Origin of the sequence: Streptomyces sp. NBC_00247 (assembly GCF_036188265.1) — a bacterium.
In the GTDB taxonomy this organism is placed as follows: Bacteria; Actinomycetota; Actinomycetes; order Streptomycetales; family Streptomycetaceae; genus Streptomyces.
The window spans coordinates 3,308,678-3,326,844 of the sequence record NZ_CP108093.1 but is presented as its reverse complement, the minus strand read 5'-3'; the positions used below and the strand labels follow the sequence as shown (position 1 = coordinate 3,326,844).

The window sequence follows — 18,167 nt, the reverse complement described above, 5'->3', positions numbered from 1 at the left end:
CCGGGGGCCGGGGAAGCGTCCGGATCGCGGACGGCTCCCCTCATGCGTCCATGTTGTATCTATGCTGTGTGCATGCCTGCAGCTCCTCCCGCGTCCCCTGCTGCCCACCGGGCGGAACCCAAACCACCCCCCGCCGCCGAACGCGTCTACTCCCACGTCAAGGAGGCGGTCCTGGACCGCCGCTACGAAGGCGGGACGCTCCTGACCGAAGGGGACCTCGCCGAAGTGGTCGGCGTCTCCCGGACCCCGGTGCGCGAGGCGCTGCTCCGCCTCGAAGTGGAAGGGCTGATCAAGCTCTACCCGAAGAAGGGCGCCCTCGTCCTCGCCGTCTCCGCGCAGGAGATCGCCGACGTCGTCGAAACCCGCCTGCTGGTCGAGGAGTTCGCCGCCCGCAAGGCGGTGCCCGCCTCCCCGCGGCTGATCGGCCGGCTCGAAGAGCTGCTGGCCGAACAGCGCACCCTCGCCGAGGCGGGGGACCTGGCCGCGGTCTCCGTCGCGGACCGCTGCTTCCACGCCGAGATCGTGCGCAACGCCGGCAACCAGATCCTCTCCCGCCTCTACGACCAGCTGCGCGACCGGCAGTTGAGGATGGGCGTCGCCGTGATGGAGGCGCACCCCGGCAGGATCGCCGCCAACATCGCCGAGCACGGCCGGCTGTTGGAAGCCATTCGATCGGGTGATGCCGACGAGGCCGCACACGTTGTCCGGCAGCACGTCGGCCGGGTCAGGGTGCTCGTGCGGGGTGAGGACCGATGAGTTCGGCGGGCGCACCCACCCTCTCCTTGCCCGGCGACCCGCCCGGCGGACGCCGCGCCGTGTGGACATGGGGCGTCGGCGTCGCCGTCTACTTCGTCGCGATCATCTTCCGTACGAGCCTGGGGGTCGCCGGACTCGACGCCGCCGAGCGGTTCGACGTCAACGCCTCCGCCCTGTCGACCTTCTCCATACTCCAGTTGCTGGTGTACGCGGGGATGCAGATACCCGTCGGCCTGATGGTCGACCGGCTCGGTACCAAGAAGGTCCTCACCCTCGGGGCGATCCTCTTCACCGCGGGCCAGCTCGGCTTCGCGCTCTCCCCGTCGTACGGCACCGCGCTCGCCTCGCGCGCGCTGCTCGGCTGCGGCGACGCCATGACCTTCATCAGCGTGCTGCGGCTCGGCAGCCGATGGTTCCCGGCCCGGCGCGGACCGCTGATCGGGCAGGTCGCCGCGCTCTTCGGGATGGCGGGCAACCTCGTCTCCACCCTGTTCATCGCCCGCGCCCTGCACGGCTTCGGCTGGACGACCACCTTCGTCGGCAGCTCGGCGGCGGGCGTGCTGGTGCTCGTCCTGATGCTGCTGTTCCTGAAGGACCACCCCGAGGGCCACGAACCCCCGCCCGCGGAGCACGCGGGCGCCGCGTACGTACGCCGTCAGATCGCCGCGTGCTGGCGGGAGCCCGGCACCCGGCTCGGGATGTGGGTGCACTTCACCACGCAGTTCCCGGCGATGGTGTTCCTGCTCCTGTGGGGGCTGCCGTTCCTCGTGGAGGACCAGGGGCTGAGCCGGGGCACCGCCGGCAGCCTGCTCACCCTCGTGGTGCTGGCGAACATGTCGGTGGGGCTCGTCTACGGGCAGATCATCGCCCGCCACCACGCGGCCAGGCTGCCCCTCGCGCTCGGCACGGTCGGGGCGACGGCGCTGTTCTGGGCGGCCACCATCTTCCACCCGGGCCACGCGCCCATGTGGCTGCTGATCGTGTTGTGCGTGGTGCTGGGCGCCTGCGGCCCCGCGTCGATGATCGGGTTCGACTTCGGCCGTCCCGCCAACCCGCCCGAACGCCAGGGCACCGCCTCGGGGATCGTCAACATGGGCGGGTTCGTCGCCTCCATGACCACGCTGTTCCTGGTCGGTGTGCTGCTCGACGCGACGGGCGACGACTACACGGTCGCGTTCTCCTCGGTGTTCTTCCTGGAGGCGCTCGGGCTCGTACAGATCCTGCGCCTGCGGAAGCGCGCGGCGGTGCGCGAGAGCGAGCACCACGTGATCAGCCGGGTCGAAGCGGTGCACGTACCCGTGTGAGCGCGGGCGGAGGGGGGCGTACGGGGCCACCCGCCCGAGCGGGTGGCCCGCCGCGCGCGGGTGAACCCCGGCCGACGAGCGCGGCGGCCACGGCGGCGAGGGCGAGGCCCGCGACCGTGACGGACTCCTACGGGGTCACGGCGAACCGGTGCAGGATGGCCGCCGCCAGGTCCTCGTCGCCCTCGACCTTGATCCGGTCCGCGACGCTCGACGGGCGCACCCGCCCGCAGGCCAGCCGGTAGAACGTCTCCCAGTCCGTCGCCAGCGTCACGGCGGGACCCAGCGACGGCGAACCGTCGATCGAACCGCGGCCCTCCGCGTCCACCCGGATCGTCCGCAGGAACTCCAGCGGCCCCTGCACGTCGAGCACCACGGCCGAGTTCGGCGGGGCGCCCGCGTCCTTGGCGACGACCTTCGGCAGCGCGTCGAGAAGGCAGTCGCGGACGACGTGGGCGCCCGGGGAGTCCAGGTTGCCCGGCTGCCCGAGTGCCACGCGCAGGTCCTGCTCGTGCACCCACACGTCGAAGGCCCTCATGTGCAGCGCCACTTCGAGGGTCTGCTCGGCACCCAAGGGGGCCCGGACCATCGTCTCGGGGGCGCGCGACTCGTTCCGCAGCTGGCGGGAACGGCGGATGATCGTGTACTCCAGCTCCGAGGTCATCTCGGGCGAAGTGTGGTGGCGCCGGACGTCGACCTGCATCTCCATGTACCGCGCCATGTCGCTCCGCACGTGGTAGAGGTCGCGCGGCAGTGTGTGGATCGGCCGTGGGTCGCCGAGCTGCTCGCACTCCATGCCGATGATGTGCGACACGATGTCGCGCACCGACCAGGCGGGGCACGGCGTACGACGGTTCCAGTCCCCCTCGGCGAGCGGCAGCACCAGCTCCGTTATCGCCTCGATGGAGTGGGTCCAGGCGTCGGCGTAGGTCTGGAGGCTGGGATGGACGGTCACGGGACCCCTCGTGCGGTTCTTCGGAACATGGGCTGGAGACGCAGGCACTGCCGGCGGGTGAGCCGGCACTGACGGCACTGTCTGGCGAGCTGCGTGGGAGGTTCGTTCCTTCGGAAAGTTCCAAGTTACGCTGCGAGCAGGCACCCCGGCAGTGCTTTCGTGTGACGATCGTAGGCCGGTGTTGACGGCTCGAATGCCAGGACGGTGGTACTGTGCGCGCCTCTCTCATCCAGATCGCGGTAAACCCGGACGAACCCGTCAATTACCGTAGGGCGAGGGTGGCTTCCCTCGTAGCGGGCGAGGCGTCAGGTCCGAATCCGGCCGACTTGGTGGTCCTTCCCGAACTCTGGCCGGTCGGCGCCTTCGACTTCACCGCGTTCGCGGCGGAGGCCGAGCCCCTCGAAGGACCCACCCACGAGGTGATGTCCCGCGCGGCGGCCGAGGCGGGCGTCTGGCTGCACGCCGGATCGTTCGTCGAGCGCGCCGAGGACGGCACCCTCTACAACACGTCCCTCGTCTTCGACCCCCGGGGCGAGCGGGCCGCCACCTACCGCAAGATCCACCGCTTCGGCTTCGACCAGGGCGAAGCGGCCCTGATGGGGGCCGGCGAGGACCTCGTCACCGTCCCCCTCCCGGACACCACCCTGGGCCTCGCCACCTGCTACGACCTCCGCTTCCCGGAACTCTTCCGCGGCCTCGTCGACGCGGGCGCCCAGACCCTCGTCGTCCCCGCCGGCTGGCCCGAACGCCGCCGCGCCCACTGGACCCTCCTCGCCCAGGCCCGAGCCGTGGAGAACCAGGCGTACGTCCTCGCCGTGGGCACCGCCGGCACCCACGGCGGCGTCCCCCAGGCGGGCCACACCATCGCGGTCGACCCGTGGGGCGAGGTCCTCGGCGAGGCGGGGGCGGAGGAGGAGATCCTCCGCGTCGAGTTCGACCCGGCCAAGGTGGAGAAGACCCGCGCGCGGTTCCCGGCCCTGAAGGACCGCCGGCTGGGGTTGGAGCGGCCGGGGGCGGCGGGGTGAGGGGCGAGGGTGCGGTGTCCGGGTCGGTGAAGCCGGCCGACTCGGGGGCGGGAGCCGGGTAGCGGTCCGGGGCGGGAAGAGTCCGCCCCGCGTGTGCGGGGACGGCCCACGGGTGGCAACGGCCCGGCCGCTCCGCGGACCACAGGACGTGCGGGGCCCGAGTGTGCGCGCACCGGCCCGACCGGCACGGTCGTGGCGTACCAGGAACTCTCGGAGGGCACCTTGACCGTCACCCCGCACCACCACCCGCAGACCACCCCGCCCGCAGCCCTCAGTCGTCCTTGTCGTGTTCCTTCTCCGCCAGCACGATCACGCACATCGCGACCGCGATCAGCAGCGAGGCGTCCGCGTCCTCGCGGACGATGTCGATGCCGTACGTGTCACGGATGCTGAGCCACCGCCGGGAGATCTGGGCCAGCAGCTCGCCGTCGTGGTCGACGGCGAACTCGCGGTCCAGGATCTTCCCGCTGACGTCGAGCTCGGTGCCGTCCGCCATCACCACCCGGTAGTGGTTGCGGAGCAGCGACAGGTGCTTCTTCTTGACGCGGGCCAGCTCTTCGCCGGCCCGCTCGATGATCATCGTGTCGCGGATGCTGATCAGCTTCTGCCGCAGTTCCACGAGGACCCGGCCGTTCGCGTCCTTCAGCTCGAAGGTGTCGCGTACCCGCAGGGCCTTGCCGTCGACGAGGAACACCTTGCGGCCCTCGGTGTCCTCGATCCAGTAGTCGTCACCGATGGCGAACAGTCGCTCGCGTACGAGAAGTCTCATGCAGCACAGGTTCCCGGAGCGCCGCGCGGAATGCATGGGGGCGCGCGAGGTGCCGGGCTGTGCCGAGGCTCCACCCGCGAGCGCCCGCGCGACGGGCGAACGGCGAGGCGGAGTGAACGAGGGATGAGCGCGTCATGAACAGGGGTGTCCGTCCCGGCGACGTCTTCCCGCTCCTCGCGTACGACGGGAACCAGGACCGGGCGTGCGGAGTCACGGTCGTGAGGAAGGGCCGGACAGACACGCCGTGTCCGACGCCCCGTCCGTACCGATCCGTCACGCACCGCGGGACACCACGAGGAGAGAACGTGATCCACCGTCCGAAGCGGACAGCGGCGTTGTTCACAGGGGTGCTGCTGGTCGGCGGGCTGACCGCCTGTGATCCGGAGGGGCTGCACTCCGCCGAGCACGCCGGGCCCTTTCCGTACGAGTCTCCGGCGGACACCGCGGACGTCGACCTGCGCGAAGCCTTGTCCGACTACGGCGTCCGCCTGCCCGAGGGGGCCGAGAAGATCACCTACGGTGCGCTCAAGGCGCTGGACGGGTACCCGTTCCGTGTCGAGTTCTCGATGCCCTGCGACGGCGTTCCGGCCTTCGTCCGGGACAGCCGGCTCGTCTCCGTGGGGAAGGAGACCCCGGACGCGGTGGAGATGAGCGTCCTGGACGCGGGCTTCCCCCTGGACGAGGACCCCGCCTACGTCCGGGCGAAGGAGTCGAAGCTGCTCACGGTGTACGCGGCGGTCATCGAGCGGTCGGGGACGTGCCAGGTGTTCCTCAGCAGCTGAGGCCGTCGGAAGCCCGTGTTGCCGTGCCACCACCCGTGATCGGCGACGCCGCCGCGAGTGGCACCCTTGAGGCATGAACGATGCCGCCCCGGCGCCCACCCCCGCGCCCCACCGTGCCCGTGTCCGCGCCCCCGAGCTCATCGGCAAGGGCGGCTGGCTGAACACGGGTGGCCAGCAGTACACCCTTGCTGACCTGCGAGGACGCATTGTCGTCCTCGATTTCTGGACCTTCTGCTGTGTGAACTGCCTGCACGTGCTCGACGAGCTGCGCGAGCTGGAGGAGAAGCACCGCGACACCGTGGTGATCATCGGTGTGCACTCGCCGAAGTTCGTGCACGAGGCGGAGCACCAGGCCGTCGTGGACGCCGTGGAGCGGTACGGGGTGCACCACCCGGTGCTGGACGACCCGGAGCTCGCGACGTGGAAGCAGTACGCGGTCCGCGCCTGGCCGACGCTCGTGGTGATCGACCCCGAGGGGTACGTCGTCGCCCAGCACGCCGGTGAGGGCCACGCCCACGCCATCGCGAAGCTGGTGGACGAGCTGGAGGCGGAGCACGCGGCGAAGGGCACGCTGCGGCGCGGGGACGGGCCGTACGTGGCGCCCGAGCCGGTCGCGACCCACCTGCGGTTCCCCGGCAAGGCGCTGCTGCTGCCGGACGGCGGCTTCCTGGTCTCGGACACCACCCGGCACCGGCTGGTCGAGCTGGAGGCGGACGGCGAGACCGTACGCGGCCACTACGGCACCGGCGAGCGCGGCTTCACCGACGGCGGCCGGGACGAGGCGCGGTTCAGCGAGCCACAGGGACTCACCGTGCTGCCGGACGGCCGGATCGCCGTCGCGGACACCGTCAACCACGCGCTGCGCGCCCTGGACCTCACCACCGGCGTCACGGTGACGCTCGCCGGCACCGGCAACCAGTGGTGGCAGGGCTCGGCGACCTCCGGCCCGGCGCACGAGGTGGACCTCTCCTCGCCGTGGGACGTGGCCTGGTTCGGCGACCGCCTCTGGATCGCCATGGCGGGCGTGCACCAGCTGTGGACGTACGACCCCGGGGCGGGGACCGTCGAGGTCGCGGCGGGCACCACCAACGAGGGCCTCGTGGACGGCCCGGTGGCCGAGGCGTGGTTCGCGCAGCCCTCCGGGCTCGCGGTCTCCACCGACGGGGAGCGGCTGTGGATCGCCGACGCCGAGACCTCGGCGCTGCGCTCCGTGGACCGCGAGGGCGTGGTGACCACGGCCGTGGGCACCGGTCTCTTCGACTTCGGGCACCGGGACGGGGCGGCGGACCAGGCGCTGTTCCAGCACCCGCTGGGTGTCACGGCGCTGCCGGACGGCTCGGTGGCGGTCTCCGACACGTACAACAACGCGCTGCGGCGCTTCGACCCGGCGAGCGGCGAGGTGACCACGCTCGCGACCGAGCTGCGGGAGCCGAGCGACGCGGTGCTCGTCGACGGCGACCTGGTGGTCGTGGAGTCGGCGGGGCACCGGCTGACCCGGCTGCGGCTGCCCGAGGAGGCCCTGCGGGTCGACGGCGGCGCGCACCGCACCCAGCGCGCGGCCACCGAGGTCGCCGCGGGGAACCTCCGGCTGGACGTGGTCTTCCAGGCGCCGGCCGGTCAGAAGCTCGACCTGCGGTACGGCCCCTCCACACGGCTGCTGGTCTCCGCGACCCCGCCGGAGCTGCTGGCCGAGGGCGCGGGCGCGGGTACGGACCTCTTCCGCGACCTGGTCCTCGCGGACGGGATCACCGAGGGCATCCTGCACGTCTCGGCGATGGCGGCGTCCTGCGACGACGACCCGGCGAACGAGTACCCGGCCTGCCACGTCCACCAGCAGGACTGGGGCGTACCGGTCGTGGTGACGACGGGCGGTGTGGCCCGGCTGCCGCTGGTGCTGGCCGGGATGGACGAGCAGGGCTGAGCCCGGGGAGTCTGCCGGGCGCGCGGCCGGGGGACGCCCCCGGCCGGAGACCGCCCGGCAGGCTCTCAGAACTCGTCGGCGCCGTTGCGCAGTTCGGGCGTCCAGTAGCCGGTCGCCCACTTCGTCGGGTCGACGGAGAGGCCCCCGGAGTTCGGGGCCTTCACGGTGGCCATGCCGGCGCCGCCCGGGAAGGTGAGGGTGAAGTCCTTGGCGGTCCTGACGTTCTCGTCCGTCCCGCCGTCCGACAGCCGTACCACCGCGTACGCGGGGGCACCGGCGGTGAGCACGACGGCACTGGCGGGCTTGCTCTTGGCGACCGCGGGCGTGGCGCCGAGCGCGTTCTCCAGGAACCGGATCTCGGGGAAGTCCGGCATCAGGCAGCTGTGCCCCGAGGTGTTCTCCGCGGTCAGCACGATGTGGGTGTAGGGCGGGCCGTCCTGCATCTCGGCGCTGATCGTGAGGCCCTTGGTGGTGCAGGCGGGAGTGGCGGCGGAGGCTTCCGTCCCGCCGCCCCCGGTCGTGCCGGTGCCCTTCGTGTCACCCGTGTTCTGCCCGGAGCCCGAGTCCTGCGCGGCGCCCGAGTCCTGTGCGGCGCCCGCCGAGGCGGTGGGCGCCGCCGATCCGCTCAGCGCCGTACCGGCGGCCTGTGTACCGGCGGATTCGGCGGCGGAGTCGGTCTCGTCGCAGGCGGTGAGGGTCAGGGAGAGCGCGGCGGTGGCCGCTGCGGCGATGACGGTGGCGCGGGTGCGGAAGGCGGGCGTACGCATGGAGGTTCCCCCGGAAGCGGTGAGAGGCGGCGGGCCGGTCGGGCCGTCACACCTGTGAGCTGCTGACATCCATGACTCTGGATGCCGTCGCTCACGTTCCGCTGACGTCCTGCTGACGTCCCGCTGACGCCCGTCGGCCGTGGGCGTCAGGCCCCCTCGGGCCGTCCCGCCGGGCTGCGGGGCGGCTCAGTTCTCGTCGGTGAGCCTGCTCAGAGCCAGCCAGTGACGGGTCCGGTAGTCCGCCCGTGCCGAGACGCGCAGCAGGACCTCCAGGGCGCGTACCGCTCCCTCGTCGTAGTCGGCGCGTTCCGCCTCCTCGGCCGCCCGGTCCAGCAGCCGGATTCCCTCGTCCTCCTCGCCGAGCGCCAGCCGGGCCTCACCGGCGATGGTCAGCAGCAGGGTGCGGCGGGCGGCCTCTTCGGGGCCGGGGCCCGGCTCCAGGGCCGCGCGGGTGGATTCGAGAGCGTCGGCGGGGCGGTGGGCGGTGAGCTGGAGCCGGGCCAGGTGCTGGAGGGCGAGCAGTTCCGTGTGCCGGTCGGGTTCGTCGCGTGCCAGGGCGACCGCGCGCCCGCAGCCCTCCAGCGCCGTGTCCAGATCGCCCTGCTCGGCCTGTACGGCCGCCAGGTTGATCAGTGCCGTCGCCTCGCCGAGCCGGTCACCCGCCTGGCGCGCGAGGCCCGGAGACCGTTCCAGGAGTGCGGCGGCCTCGGCGGTCCTGCCCTCCTCCGTCAGGACCCACCCCAGGAGGTTGAGCACCCTCGACTCGGCGTACGGGTCCTTCTCTTCGCGCGCGGAGTCGAGGGCCAGTTCCAGCAGGGGGACCCAGCTGTCCCGTACCCGCCACACCACCTGCGGCCACTGGAGGAGGATGATGCGCCAGGCCCGGTCGTGCAGGCCCGCCTTCCGGGCGGCGACGGCGGCCCGGGCCAGGTCGTCCCGTTCGGCGGCCAGCCAGCGCATTGCCGCGGCCCGGTCGGCGAAGTCCCGTACGGCGGAGGGGCGGTGGTTCTCCGGCAGGACGAAGCAGGGTTCGCCGCCGGGCTCCGCGGCGTCGGAGGCGGCGAGGGCGGTGGCGACGCAGTGGTCGAGGACGACGATCAGCGCTTCGGGCCCGGACGCCGGGTCCAGGCCGCGGGCGTACAGCCGCACGAGGTCGTGCAGCACCCAGTGGCCCGGGGCGGCCTCCGTGACGAGGTGGGCGGAGCCGAGGCGTTCCAGGGCGGTCGCGGCGGCCTGGGGGCCCGTGCCCGCGAGGGCCGCGCAGGTGTACGGGTCGACGTGGCCGCCCGGATGGTGGCCCAGCCGGGCCAGGAGGTGTGCGGCGTCCGGCGGAAGCTGCTGCACAGTCAGTCGCAGGGCGGCCGAGACACCGACGTCGTCCACGTCGAGGCAGGCCAGCCGGCCGTGTTCGTCGGCCAGTTCGTCGGCCAGCCCGGCCAGTGTCCGGTGCGGGCGTCCGGCCAGCCGGGCGGCCGTGACCCGCAGAGCGAGCGGAAGTCCTCCGCAGAGCTCGGCGACGCGGCGGGCCGCGACGGGTTCGGCGTGTACCCGCTCCTCGCCGAGCACCCCGGCGAGCAGTGCGGTGGAGTCCCTCGGCCGAAGGGTGTCGAGGGGAACGGGCCTGGCCGCGTCGGAGGCGATGAGTCCTTCCAGCCGGTTGCGGCTGGTGACGACGGTGACGCAGTCGGCGCCGCCGGGGAGCAGGGCACGGACGCCGGCGGAGTCGCGGGCGTTGTCGAGGACCACGAGCAGCCGGCGGCGGTCGGTCAGGGAGCGGAAGAGGGCCGCCGCGGCGTGGACCGACTCCGGGACGCTGCGCGGTGGGACGCCGAGGGCGAGCAGGAACTCGCGCAGGACGTCGCCGGGCCGGGCCTCGCCCGATTCGCTGAACCCGCACAGATCGGCGAAGAGACGCCCGTCCGGGAAGGCGGCGGGGTTGTGGTGGGCCCACTGGAGGGCCAGCGAGGTCTTGCCCACCCCGGCGGGCCCGGTGACCAGGCACACCGGAGCCTCACCCGCGGCGGCCCGGGTGAGCGCGGCCAGTTCGGCCGTGCGCCCGTGGAAGCCGCGGGGCGCGCGCGGCAGCAGATCGGCCGGGTGCGGCGCGCCGGGGTGGGCGTCGGCGGGGGGCCAGCCGGTGGCGCGCGGTGCGGCGGCCGGTACGGGTATCGCGGTCGAGGCCGCTCCGGTGCCCGGCCCTTCCGGGCTGTCCGGCTCCGTGGAGGCGCCTCCGGTCGCCCCGGGGCCGCCCGGCGCGCTTCCGGGTACGGGGCCGCCGCGCAGGATCAGCGCGTACGCGTCGGCCAGTTCGCGGCCCGGGTCGATGCCGAGTTCGTCGGCGAGCAGCCGCCTCGTGCGGTGGAACCAGTCCAGGGCCTCCGACTGGCGGCCCGCCCGGTACAGCGCCAGGATCAGGGCCGCCGCCAGGGACTCCCGCAGCGGGTGCGCGGAAGCCTCCGTGCGCAGGACGGCGGCGGCCCGGTGGTGCTCACCGAGCGTCCCGTGGGCGCGGGCGAGTTCCTCCACCGTCGCCAGTCGTGTCTCCTCCAGGGTGTGCGCCGCGACCTGGAGCGGAGGACCGGCGAACACTCCGCTGAGCGCGGGCCCCTGCCACAGGGAGAGCGCGTCCCGGAACATGAGGACGGCGTCGGTGGCGCTGCGCTGCTGCCGGGCCAGCATCAGCAGCTCCTCGAACCGCTGCGAGTCCAGCAGGGTTTCGGGGACGCGCAGGAGGTAGGCGTCGCCGAGGGTGAGCAGTTCCACCCCGTACGCCTCCGCCTCCGCGCCCACGAGCAGGGCCCGGAGGCGGGACACGTGCCCCTGGATGACGCCGCGGGCACGCGGTGGAGGCGAGTCCTCCCACAGGGACTCCGTCAGCCGGGCGACGGAGACGGGTGTGTTGGCACAGAGCAGCAGGGCCGCGAGAAGGCTGCGGCGCTTCGCGGGGCCGAGCGGCAGCGGCCCGGTGCGGGTGTCGACGGAGACCGTACCGAGCAGCCGGAACTCCACGAGCGGCTTTCCTTCCGGGCCGTACCCACCCGGGGCGGGGGCCCGGACCGGGGCCCAGGATATCGGGCCCCGCCGGGCGGCCTGCGGCCGTCTCCCCCGCGTTCGGGGGCCTACGAGCGGTTCTGTGCGGTGCGCCGGACGCCGTTGCGGGCGACCGGCGGGCCGTCACAGGTAGCGCTTCTCGTCCTCCGCGCTGGGGACGACCGTCGTGGTGGGCGGCACGATCATGCGACGGCGCCGCGCGATGCTCATGTAGGCGAAGACCCCGACGAGGCCGACGAGCATCATGATCCAGCCGACCAGGTCGACGTTGACGGTGTCGATCTGCCAGTCGGTGGCGAACGCCAGAATCGCTCCGGCACCGATCAGGAGAATGCATCCTCCGAGTCCCATGATTCCCGCCTCCTCGACGGCCCGGTGACTCCGGGCCGGTGTACGGATCGCGTACCCGGCCCGGGGTCAACCATGTCTTCGAGGAGGACGGGTGACGTGACGTCAGCCCGCCAGGAACTCGGTCAGTGCGTTGGCCAGCAGGAACGGGTCGTCGGCGCCGCAGAGTTCGCGGGCGCTGTGCATCGAAAGGATCGCCGCGCCGATGTCGACGGTCTGGATTCCGTGACGGGCGGCGGTGATCGGGCCGATCGTGGTGCCGCACGGCATCGAGTTGTTGGAGACGAAGGTCTGCATCGGCACGCCCGCCCGCTCGCAGGCGGCGGCGAACACGGCCCGGCCGTTGCCGTCCGTCGCGTACCGCATGTTGACGTTGACCTTCAGCATCGGGCCGCCGTTGACGACGGGGTGGTGCGTCGGGTCGTGGCGCTCCCCGTAGTTGGGGTGGATCGCGTGACCGGTGTCGGAGGAGACGCAGACGGTCCCGGCGAAGGCGCGGGCCCGGTCCTCGTAGCCGCCGCCCCGGGCGTACACCGAGCGTTCCATGACGGTGCCGAGCAGCGGGCCGTCGGCGCCGGTGTCGGACTGCGAGCCGTTCTCCTCGTGGTCGAAGGCGGCGAGCACCGGGATGTACGGGAGGTCGGCGCCCTCGGAGGCGTGCCGCCGGGCGACGGCGGCCAGCGCGGCGGCGCCCGCGTGCACGGAGAGCAGGTTGTCCATCCGGGGGCCGGCCATCAGCTCCTGGTCGCGGCCCAGGTAGGCGGGCTTCTCGACGGCGTGGGCCATCAGGTCCCAGCCGGTCACGTCCTCGGGGTCGACGCCCGCCTCCTCGGCGACGAACCGGATGAGGTCGCCCTCTTCCACCCGGCCGAGCCCCCAGATCGGCTGCATGTGCTTCTGGCGGTCGAGCTTGAGGCCGTCGGTGTTGGCCGAGCGGTCGAGATGGACGGCCAGCTGCGGGACACGCATCAGCGGGCGGTCGACGCAGGCCAGCACGTCGGTGCCGTCGCGCAGGCTGAGTCGGCCCGCGATGCCGAGGTCGCGGTCGAGCCAGGTGTTGAGCAGGGTTCCGCCGTAGATCTCCACGGCGACCTGGCGCCAGCCGTGCGCGCCGGTGTCCGGCAGTGGCTTGACCCGCAGGTTGGGGGAGTCGGTGTGGGCGCCGACGATACGGAACGGGGTGTGGGGGGAAGCGCCTTCGGGGACGAACCAGGCGATGATGGCGCCGCCGCGCAGGACGTACTTCCCGCCGCTCGTCGCGTCCCAGGCCGCGGTCTCCTCGACCTGCCGGAACCCTGCCTCCTCCAGACGGGCGGCGGTGTTGGCCACGGCGTGGTACGGCGACGGGCTGGCGGCGAGGAAGGACATCAGGTCATCGGTGTGGGACCTGTCGAAAGGGTGGGAGGAACTCATGTTCTTCACTGTAACGACGCGTGTTGGGAACCATTCACGCTCGTGCCCCCGGCGGCGTGCGGGCCCGGCGAACGGCGACGGCCCCGGCGAACGGCGACGGCCCGCTGAACGGTGGCACGGCGAACGGCGACGGCCCGCCCCCCCGGTATGCGCCGTGTGCGGGGGCGGGCCGTCGCCGTGACGGAGTGCGCGAAGGATCAGAACGCGGCTTCGTCCAGCTCCATGAGGGAGTTGTCCACGGACTCGGCGAGCGCGCGCTCCGTGGAGACGCCGGGCAGGACGTTGGCGGCGAAGAACTTCGCGGCCGCGATCTTGCCCTGGTAGAAGGCGATGTCCTTGCCGGAGGCGGTCGGCAGCTTCTCCGCGGCGACCGAGGCGCCCTTGAGGAGGAGGTAGCCGACGACGACGTCGCCGGAGGCGAGTAGCAGGCGGGTGGTGTTGAGGCCCACCTTGTAGATGCTCTTCACGTCTTCGCCGGTGGCGGTGAGGTCGGTGATCATCGTGCCGACGATCGCCTCCAGGTCCACGGCGGCCTTGGCGAGGGAGTCCAGCGCGGGGGCCAGCTCCTCGTTGCCCTGGGCACCGGCGAGGAACTTCTTGATCTCCTCGGAGAGCGTGTTGAGCGAGGCGCCCTGGTCGCGGACGATCTTCCGGAAGAAGAAGTCCTGACCCTGGATGGCCGTGGTGCCCTCGTAGAGGGTGTCGATCTTGGCGTCGCGGATGTACTGCTCGATCGGGTACTCCTGGAGGTACCCGGAGCCGCCGAAGGTCTGGAGCGACTGCGCCAGCTGCTCGTAGGAGCGCTCGGAGCCGTAGCCCTTCACGATCGGGAGCAGCAGGTCGTTGAGGCCGTGCAGCGCCTTGGCGTCCTCGCCGGCGGCCTCCTTGACCTGGATCGCGTCCTGGACGGAGGCGGTGTGGAGCACGAGGGAGCGCATGCCCTCGGCGTACGCCTTCTGCGTCATGAGGGAGCGGCGCACGTCGGGGTGGTGCGTGATGGTGACCTTGGGGGCGGTCTTGTCCATGAACTGCGACAGGTCCGAGCCCTGGACGCGCTCCTTGGCGTACTCCAGCGCGTTGAGGTAGCCGGTGGAGAGGGTGGCGATGGCCTTCGTGCCGACCATCATCCGCGCGAACTCGATGATCATGAACATCTGGCGGATGCCGTCGTGCTTGTCGCCGATCAGCCAGCCCTGGGCGGGGTGCTGGTCGCCGAAGGTCATCTCGCAGGTGTTGGAGGCCTTGAGGCCCATCTTGTGCTCGACGTTCGTGGCGTAGACGCCGTTGCGCTCGCCCAGCTCGCCGGTCTGCCAGTCGAAGTGGTACTTGGGGACGAGGAAGAGCGAGAGGCCCTTGGTGCCCGGTCCGGCGCCCTCGGGGCGGGCCAGCACGTAGTGGAGGATGTTCTCCGACATGTCGTGCTCGCCGGACGTGATGAAGCGCTTCACGCCCGTGATGTGCCAGGAGCCGTCGTCCTGCTGGACCGCCTTGGTGCGGCCGGCGCCGACGTCCGAACCGGCGTCCGGCTCGGTCAGGACCATCGTCGAGCCCCACTGCTTCTCGACGGCGATCTCGGCGACCTTCTTCTGCGCGTCGTTGCCCTCGGCGTGCAGGATGCCCGCGAACGCGGGGCCCGAGGAGTACATCCACAGGGCCGGGTTGGCGCCGAGCAGCATCTCCGCGTAGGCCCAGATCAGGGAGCGGGGCGAGGTGGTGCCGCCGATCTCCTCGGGGAGGCCCAGGCGCCAGTACTCGGAGTCCATGAAGGCCTGGTAGGACCGCTTGAAGCTCTCCGGGACCGGTGCGGTGTGGGTCGCGGGGTCGAAGACCGGCGGGTTGCGGTCGGCGTCGGCGTAGGAGTCGGCGAGCTCGTTCTCCGCGAGGCGGGTGACCTCGTCCAGGATGCTCTTCGCGGTCTCGACGTCCATCTCCGCGAACGGACCGGTGCCGTACAGCTTGTCGCGCCCGAGGACCTCGAAGAGGTTGAACTCGATGTCGCGGAGATTCGACTTGTAGTGCCCCATGGGAAGGCTCCGTAATCAATAGCAGTGGCGCGCAGCGCCCCGGGGAGTGGTGCGGGTCGGGCGACGGGCTGTGCGGAAGGCCGGCCGGCTGTGTGACGCGTACCAGTCGACCTCTCCGATGATGCTACCCGTCAGTAATAAGGCGCAACCCCTCAAGCCGGAGATGTGTCCGATTACTCTTTGGGGCATGTACGGCTACGACCAGAACCCGGGTGCACAGCAGCAGATGGGTCAGATGGGGCAGATGGGCGGCTACGCCGAGCAGCCGCTGTACCCCGAGCCTTCGCCGCCTTCCCTGGCGGACGCGGTACGGGCCTTCACCACCGGCACCCTCGCGGCGGAGGACTTCCAGCAGATCTTCGCGACCTCGAAGGTCTACTGCCCGCGCGGCGACGGCCCGGGTTTCCTCGCGCTGCACAACACCCAGCACCCGGTGATCCCGATGTTCAGCACGCTCAAGGAGCTGCGGCGGTACGCGGGCAAGGAGTCGAAGTACTTCGTGATCACCGGCGCCGAGGTGATCGACCTGCTCCCGACCGGGTACGGCTTCGTCCTGGACATGGAGGGCGACCACCGGATGGTCTTCGACGCCAAGGCTGTCGAGCAGATGGTCGATTTCGCGATGCGGCGCATGTACGGCTGACGCCCTCGATCCGCCCGCCCCCAAGGCTCGTACCCGGGTGGTGCGGGCCTTCTCCGTGTGCGCCGCCGTGCTTCCGTTGCCCGTGGCCGCCGCCCTCGCCCCGCCGGGAATGAATGACGCCTTGCAAGATGTTCACTGTTCAACTAAATTGGAAGCAGATCCCGCCCGGAGGTGGCTCCCATGCCCGCAGTGACCGTAGAAAACCCGCTGACCCTGCCCAAGGTGGCCGCCTCGGGCGACGCCGTCGCCCGTCCCGTCCTCGCGGTCACCACCGCGCCGACCGGCTTCGAGGGCGAGGGCTTCCCGGTGCGCCGCGCGTTCGCCGGGATCAACTACAAGCACCTCGACCCGTTCATCATGATGGACCAGATGGGTGAGGTGGAGTACGCGGCCGGCGAGCCGAAGGGGACCCCCTGGCACCCGCACCGCGGCTTCGAGACCGTGACGTACCTGATCGACGGCAGCTTCATCCACCAGGACTCCAACGGTGGCGGCGGCACCATCGAGAACGGCGACACCCAGTGGATGACGGCGGGCTCCGGTCTGCTGCACATCGAGGCCCCGCCGGAGTCCCTGGTCATGTCCGGCGGCCTCTTCCACGGCCTCCAGCTCTGGGTGAACCTGCCCAAGAGCCACAAGATGATGGACCCCCGCTACCAGGACATCCGCGGCGGTCAGGTCCAGCTTCTCGCCTCCCCGGACGGCGGCGCGCTGCTCCGCGTCATCGCCGGTGAGCTCGACGGGCACGAGGGCCCCGGCATCACGCACACCCCGATCACGATGATCCACGCGACCGTCCGGCCCGGCGCCGAGGTCACCCTGCCGTGGCGCGAGGACTTCAACGGCCTCGCGTACGTGCTCGCCGGCCGCGGCACCGCGGGCGCCGAGCGCCGCCCGGTCCACAGGGGACAGACGGCCGTCTTCGGCTCCGGTTCCTCGCTGACCGTCCGCGCGGACGAGCAGCAGGACGGGCACACCCCCGACCTGGAGGTCGTGCTCCTCGGTGGGCGTCCCATCCGTGAGCCGATGGCGCACTACGGGCCGTTCGTGATGAACAGCCAGGCCGAACTGAAGAAGGCCTTCGAGGACTTCCAGGCCGGCCGCCTCGGCACCGTTCCGGCGGTCCACGGCATGTGATCCACCCCGGGTGCGGGTGACGGATCGTCACCCGCACGCCCCGCGGGGCGGGACACCGTGTCCGCCCCGTGGTCGGGTGGGGGAGTGCCGAACCAGAAGCCCCTCCTGCCCGACGTCGCACGGCGGACGGCCGCCTGGTGCGGTGTCCTGCTCCTCGTCGCCGCGGTGGCGGGCGTCGTCGTCTGGCTGTCCGTCTACCTCAAGACCGCCGTCACCCCCGTGCTCCTCGCGCTGCTCGGTACGGCTCTGCTCGGCCCCGTCCACCGCTGGCTGACCGCCCACCGCGTGCAGCGCTCGGTCTCCGCCGGGCTGACCTGCGCCGCCCTGGTCGCGGTCGTCGGCGGGGCCGGGTACATCGTCGTCACCGCGCTCATCGACACCGGCGACCAGATCGTGGACTCGCTCAAAGACGCCGCGCAGTGGGTGATCGACCACTTCGACCTGGGCGACGAGGCGTCCGTGGACAACCTCGCGGGCAGCGCCAAGAACCTCGTCGAGAAGTTCGGCGCCACCGCGGCCGGTGGCGTCCTCACCGGGCTGAGCCTGATCGGCTCGCTGATCGCGACCGCCGTCCTCGCCCTGCTGCTCACTTTCTTCTTCCTGCGCGACTCCGACCGGGCCGTACGCCTCGCCCACTCGCTCGCCCCGCACGGTTCCGGCGACCTGGTCGAGGCGATGGGGCGCCGGGCCTTCGAGGCGGTCGAGGGGTTCATGCGCGGCACCACGTTCATCGCGCTGATCGACGCCCTCTGCATCACGGTCGGCCTGCTGATCCTGCGGGTCCCCGGCGCGGTGGGGCTGGGCGCGCTGGTCTTCGTCGGCGCCTACATCCCGTACCTCGGCGCCTTCCTCTCCGGCGCGGTCGCCGTCCTGGTCGCGCTCGCCGACCGGGGGTTCGTCATCGCGCTCTGGGCCCTCGGCGTCGTGCTCGCGGTCCAGGTGCTGGAGGGCCACGTGCTCCAGCCGATGATCCAGAGCCGCACCGTGCGGATGCATCCGGCCGTCATCCTGATCGTGCTGACCGCCGGAGCGAGCGTCGCCGGGATCCTCGGCATGCTGCTCGCCGTCCCGCTCTGCGCGGCGGCTTTCGGTGTCGTCGAGGAGCTGCGGCACCGGAACACGGCGCCTGCGGACGATCCTCCGGCGGGGAGCGCTCCGGCCTGATCCCATCAGCGGCGTTCTCGTCCCACGGCGCCCGGCGGGTCCCCCGATCATGCCGTGGCGGAGCACATACGATCTTCGCGCGCGGCCCCCCACGGGCCCGTGGGGAGGGGA

15 protein-coding genes are annotated in these 18,167 nt (G+C 72.0%); 8 read left to right on the top strand and 7 right to left on the bottom strand.

Translation table 11 applies throughout. From position 1 onward, the window contains the following. The first annotated feature begins 72 nt into the window (after positions 1–72). Positions 73–756 carry a GntR family transcriptional regulator gene (locus OHT52_RS14100; RefSeq protein WP_328720497.1) on the top strand — a complete coding sequence of 228 codons (684 nt, stop codon included), beginning with the start codon at positions 73–75 and terminating at the stop codon, positions 754–756. After that, positions 753–2,060, top strand: a complete 1,308-nt coding sequence (locus tag OHT52_RS14095; protein ID WP_328720496.1) for an MFS transporter — start codon at positions 753–755, stop codon at positions 2,058–2,060. The genes OHT52_RS14100 and OHT52_RS14095 overlap by 4 nt, the downstream gene beginning before the upstream one ends. A 127-nt stretch (positions 2,061–2,187) precedes the next feature. Here OHT52_RS14095 and OHT52_RS14090 read toward each other — a convergent pair whose 3' ends face one another. Further along, positions 2,188–3,012, bottom strand: a complete 825-nt coding sequence (locus OHT52_RS14090) for a maleylpyruvate isomerase family mycothiol-dependent enzyme (protein WP_328720495.1) — start codon at positions 3,010–3,012, stop codon at positions 2,188–2,190. A 212-nt stretch (positions 3,013–3,224) separates the two neighbouring features. Here OHT52_RS14090 and OHT52_RS14085 point away from each other — a divergent pair, with 212 nt between their 5' ends. Next, positions 3,225–4,037, top strand: coding sequence for a carbon-nitrogen family hydrolase (locus OHT52_RS14085; RefSeq protein ID WP_328720494.1), 813 nt, complete (start codon positions 3,225–3,227; stop codon positions 4,035–4,037). Positions 4,038–4,308: 271 nt separating this feature from the next. On the opposite strand, the gene OHT52_RS14080 is transcribed toward OHT52_RS14085, so the two are convergent. After that, positions 4,309–4,806 (bottom strand): LURP-one-related/scramblase family protein, encoded by a 498-nt coding sequence (locus OHT52_RS14080; protein WP_328720493.1) that lies wholly within the window; start codon positions 4,804–4,806, stop codon positions 4,309–4,311. Between the two features lie 305 nt (positions 4,807–5,111). Here OHT52_RS14080 and OHT52_RS14075 point away from each other — a divergent pair, with 305 nt between their 5' ends. After that, positions 5,112–5,588 (top strand): hypothetical protein, encoded by a 477-nt coding sequence (locus OHT52_RS14075; protein WP_328720492.1) that lies wholly within the window; start codon positions 5,112–5,114, stop codon positions 5,586–5,588. Positions 5,589–5,661: 73 nt separating this feature from the next. Next, positions 5,662–7,509, top strand: coding sequence for an NHL domain-containing thioredoxin family protein (locus OHT52_RS14070; protein WP_328720491.1), 1,848 nt, complete (start codon positions 5,662–5,664; stop codon positions 7,507–7,509). 65 nt (positions 7,510–7,574) lie between these two features. Here the strand turns inward: OHT52_RS14070 and OHT52_RS14065 are convergent, their stop codons facing one another. The 5 genes from OHT52_RS14065 to OHT52_RS14045 form a co-directional block, all read right to left on the bottom strand. Continuing rightward, positions 7,575–8,276 carry a DUF4232 domain-containing protein gene (locus OHT52_RS14065; RefSeq protein ID WP_328720490.1) on the bottom strand — a complete coding sequence of 234 codons (702 nt, stop codon included), beginning with the start codon at positions 8,274–8,276 and terminating at the stop codon, positions 7,575–7,577. Between the two features lie 186 nt (positions 8,277–8,462). Then, entirely contained in the window at positions 8,463–11,285 is a 2,823-nt protein-coding gene (locus OHT52_RS14060; protein ID WP_328720489.1) for an AfsR/SARP family transcriptional regulator, read from the bottom strand. A 165-nt stretch (positions 11,286–11,450) separates the two neighbouring features. Continuing rightward, positions 11,451–11,678 (bottom strand): DUF6458 family protein, encoded by a 228-nt coding sequence (locus OHT52_RS14055; RefSeq protein WP_328720488.1) that lies wholly within the window; start codon positions 11,676–11,678, stop codon positions 11,451–11,453. 102 nt (positions 11,679–11,780) lie between these two features. Then, positions 11,781–13,088: a M18 family aminopeptidase gene (locus OHT52_RS14050; protein ID WP_328720487.1), complete on the bottom strand. Its 1,308-nt coding sequence runs from the start codon at positions 13,086–13,088 to the stop codon at positions 11,781–11,783. Positions 13,089–13,285: 197 nt separating this feature from the next. After that, positions 13,286–15,112 (bottom strand): acyl-CoA dehydrogenase, encoded by a 1,827-nt coding sequence (locus tag OHT52_RS14045; protein ID WP_328720486.1) that lies wholly within the window; start codon positions 15,110–15,112, stop codon positions 13,286–13,288. 187 nt (positions 15,113–15,299) lie between these two features. Here OHT52_RS14045 and OHT52_RS14040 point away from each other — a divergent pair, with 187 nt between their 5' ends. The 3 genes from OHT52_RS14040 (at position 15,300) to OHT52_RS14030 (ending at position 18,056) form a co-directional block, all read left to right on the top strand. Further along, positions 15,300–15,755: an SseB family protein gene (locus OHT52_RS14040; RefSeq protein ID WP_328720485.1), complete on the top strand. Its 456-nt coding sequence runs from the start codon at positions 15,300–15,302 to the stop codon at positions 15,753–15,755. A 180-nt stretch (positions 15,756–15,935) separates the two neighbouring features. Next, positions 15,936–16,892 (top strand): pirin family protein, encoded by a 957-nt coding sequence (locus OHT52_RS14035; RefSeq protein ID WP_328720484.1) that lies wholly within the window; start codon positions 15,936–15,938, stop codon positions 16,890–16,892. 84 nt (positions 16,893–16,976) lie between these two features. Continuing rightward, the gene (locus tag OHT52_RS14030; RefSeq protein ID WP_328720483.1) at positions 16,977–18,056 is read left to right on the top strand and encodes an AI-2E family transporter; all 1,080 of its coding nucleotides are present in this window, start codon (positions 16,977–16,979) and stop codon (positions 18,054–18,056) included. Positions 18,057–18,167: the final 111 nt, after the last annotated feature.

Excerpts from the sequence above, each read along its gene's own strand:
- OHT52_RS14100 (WP_328720497.1), top strand. The coding sequence starts at position 73 with ATGCCTGCAGCTCCTCCCGCGTCCCCTGCTGCCCACCGGGCGGAACCC.
- OHT52_RS14095 (WP_328720496.1), top strand. The coding sequence starts at position 753 with ATGAGTTCGGCGGGCGCACCCACCCTCTCCTTGCCCGGCGACCCGCCC.
- OHT52_RS14080 (WP_328720493.1), bottom strand. The coding sequence starts at position 4,806 with ATGAGACTTCTCGTACGCGAGCGACTGTTCGCCATCGGTGACGACTAC.
- OHT52_RS14070 (WP_328720491.1), top strand. The coding sequence starts at position 5,662 with ATGAACGATGCCGCCCCGGCGCCCACCCCCGCGCCCCACCGTGCCCGT.
- OHT52_RS14065 (WP_328720490.1), bottom strand. The coding sequence starts at position 8,276 with ATGCGTACGCCCGCCTTCCGCACCCGCGCCACCGTCATCGCCGCAGCG.
- OHT52_RS14055 (WP_328720488.1), bottom strand. The coding sequence starts at position 11,678 with ATGGGACTCGGAGGATGCATTCTCCTGATCGGTGCCGGAGCGATTCTG.
- OHT52_RS14050 (WP_328720487.1), bottom strand. The coding sequence starts at position 13,088 with ATGAGTTCCTCCCACCCTTTCGACAGGTCCCACACCGATGACCTGATG.
- OHT52_RS14045 (WP_328720486.1), bottom strand. The coding sequence starts at position 15,112 with ATGGGGCACTACAAGTCGAATCTCCGCGACATCGAGTTCAACCTCTTC.
- OHT52_RS14040 (WP_328720485.1), top strand. The coding sequence starts at position 15,300 with ATGTACGGCTACGACCAGAACCCGGGTGCACAGCAGCAGATGGGTCAG.
- OHT52_RS14035 (WP_328720484.1), top strand. The coding sequence starts at position 15,936 with ATGCCCGCAGTGACCGTAGAAAACCCGCTGACCCTGCCCAAGGTGGCC.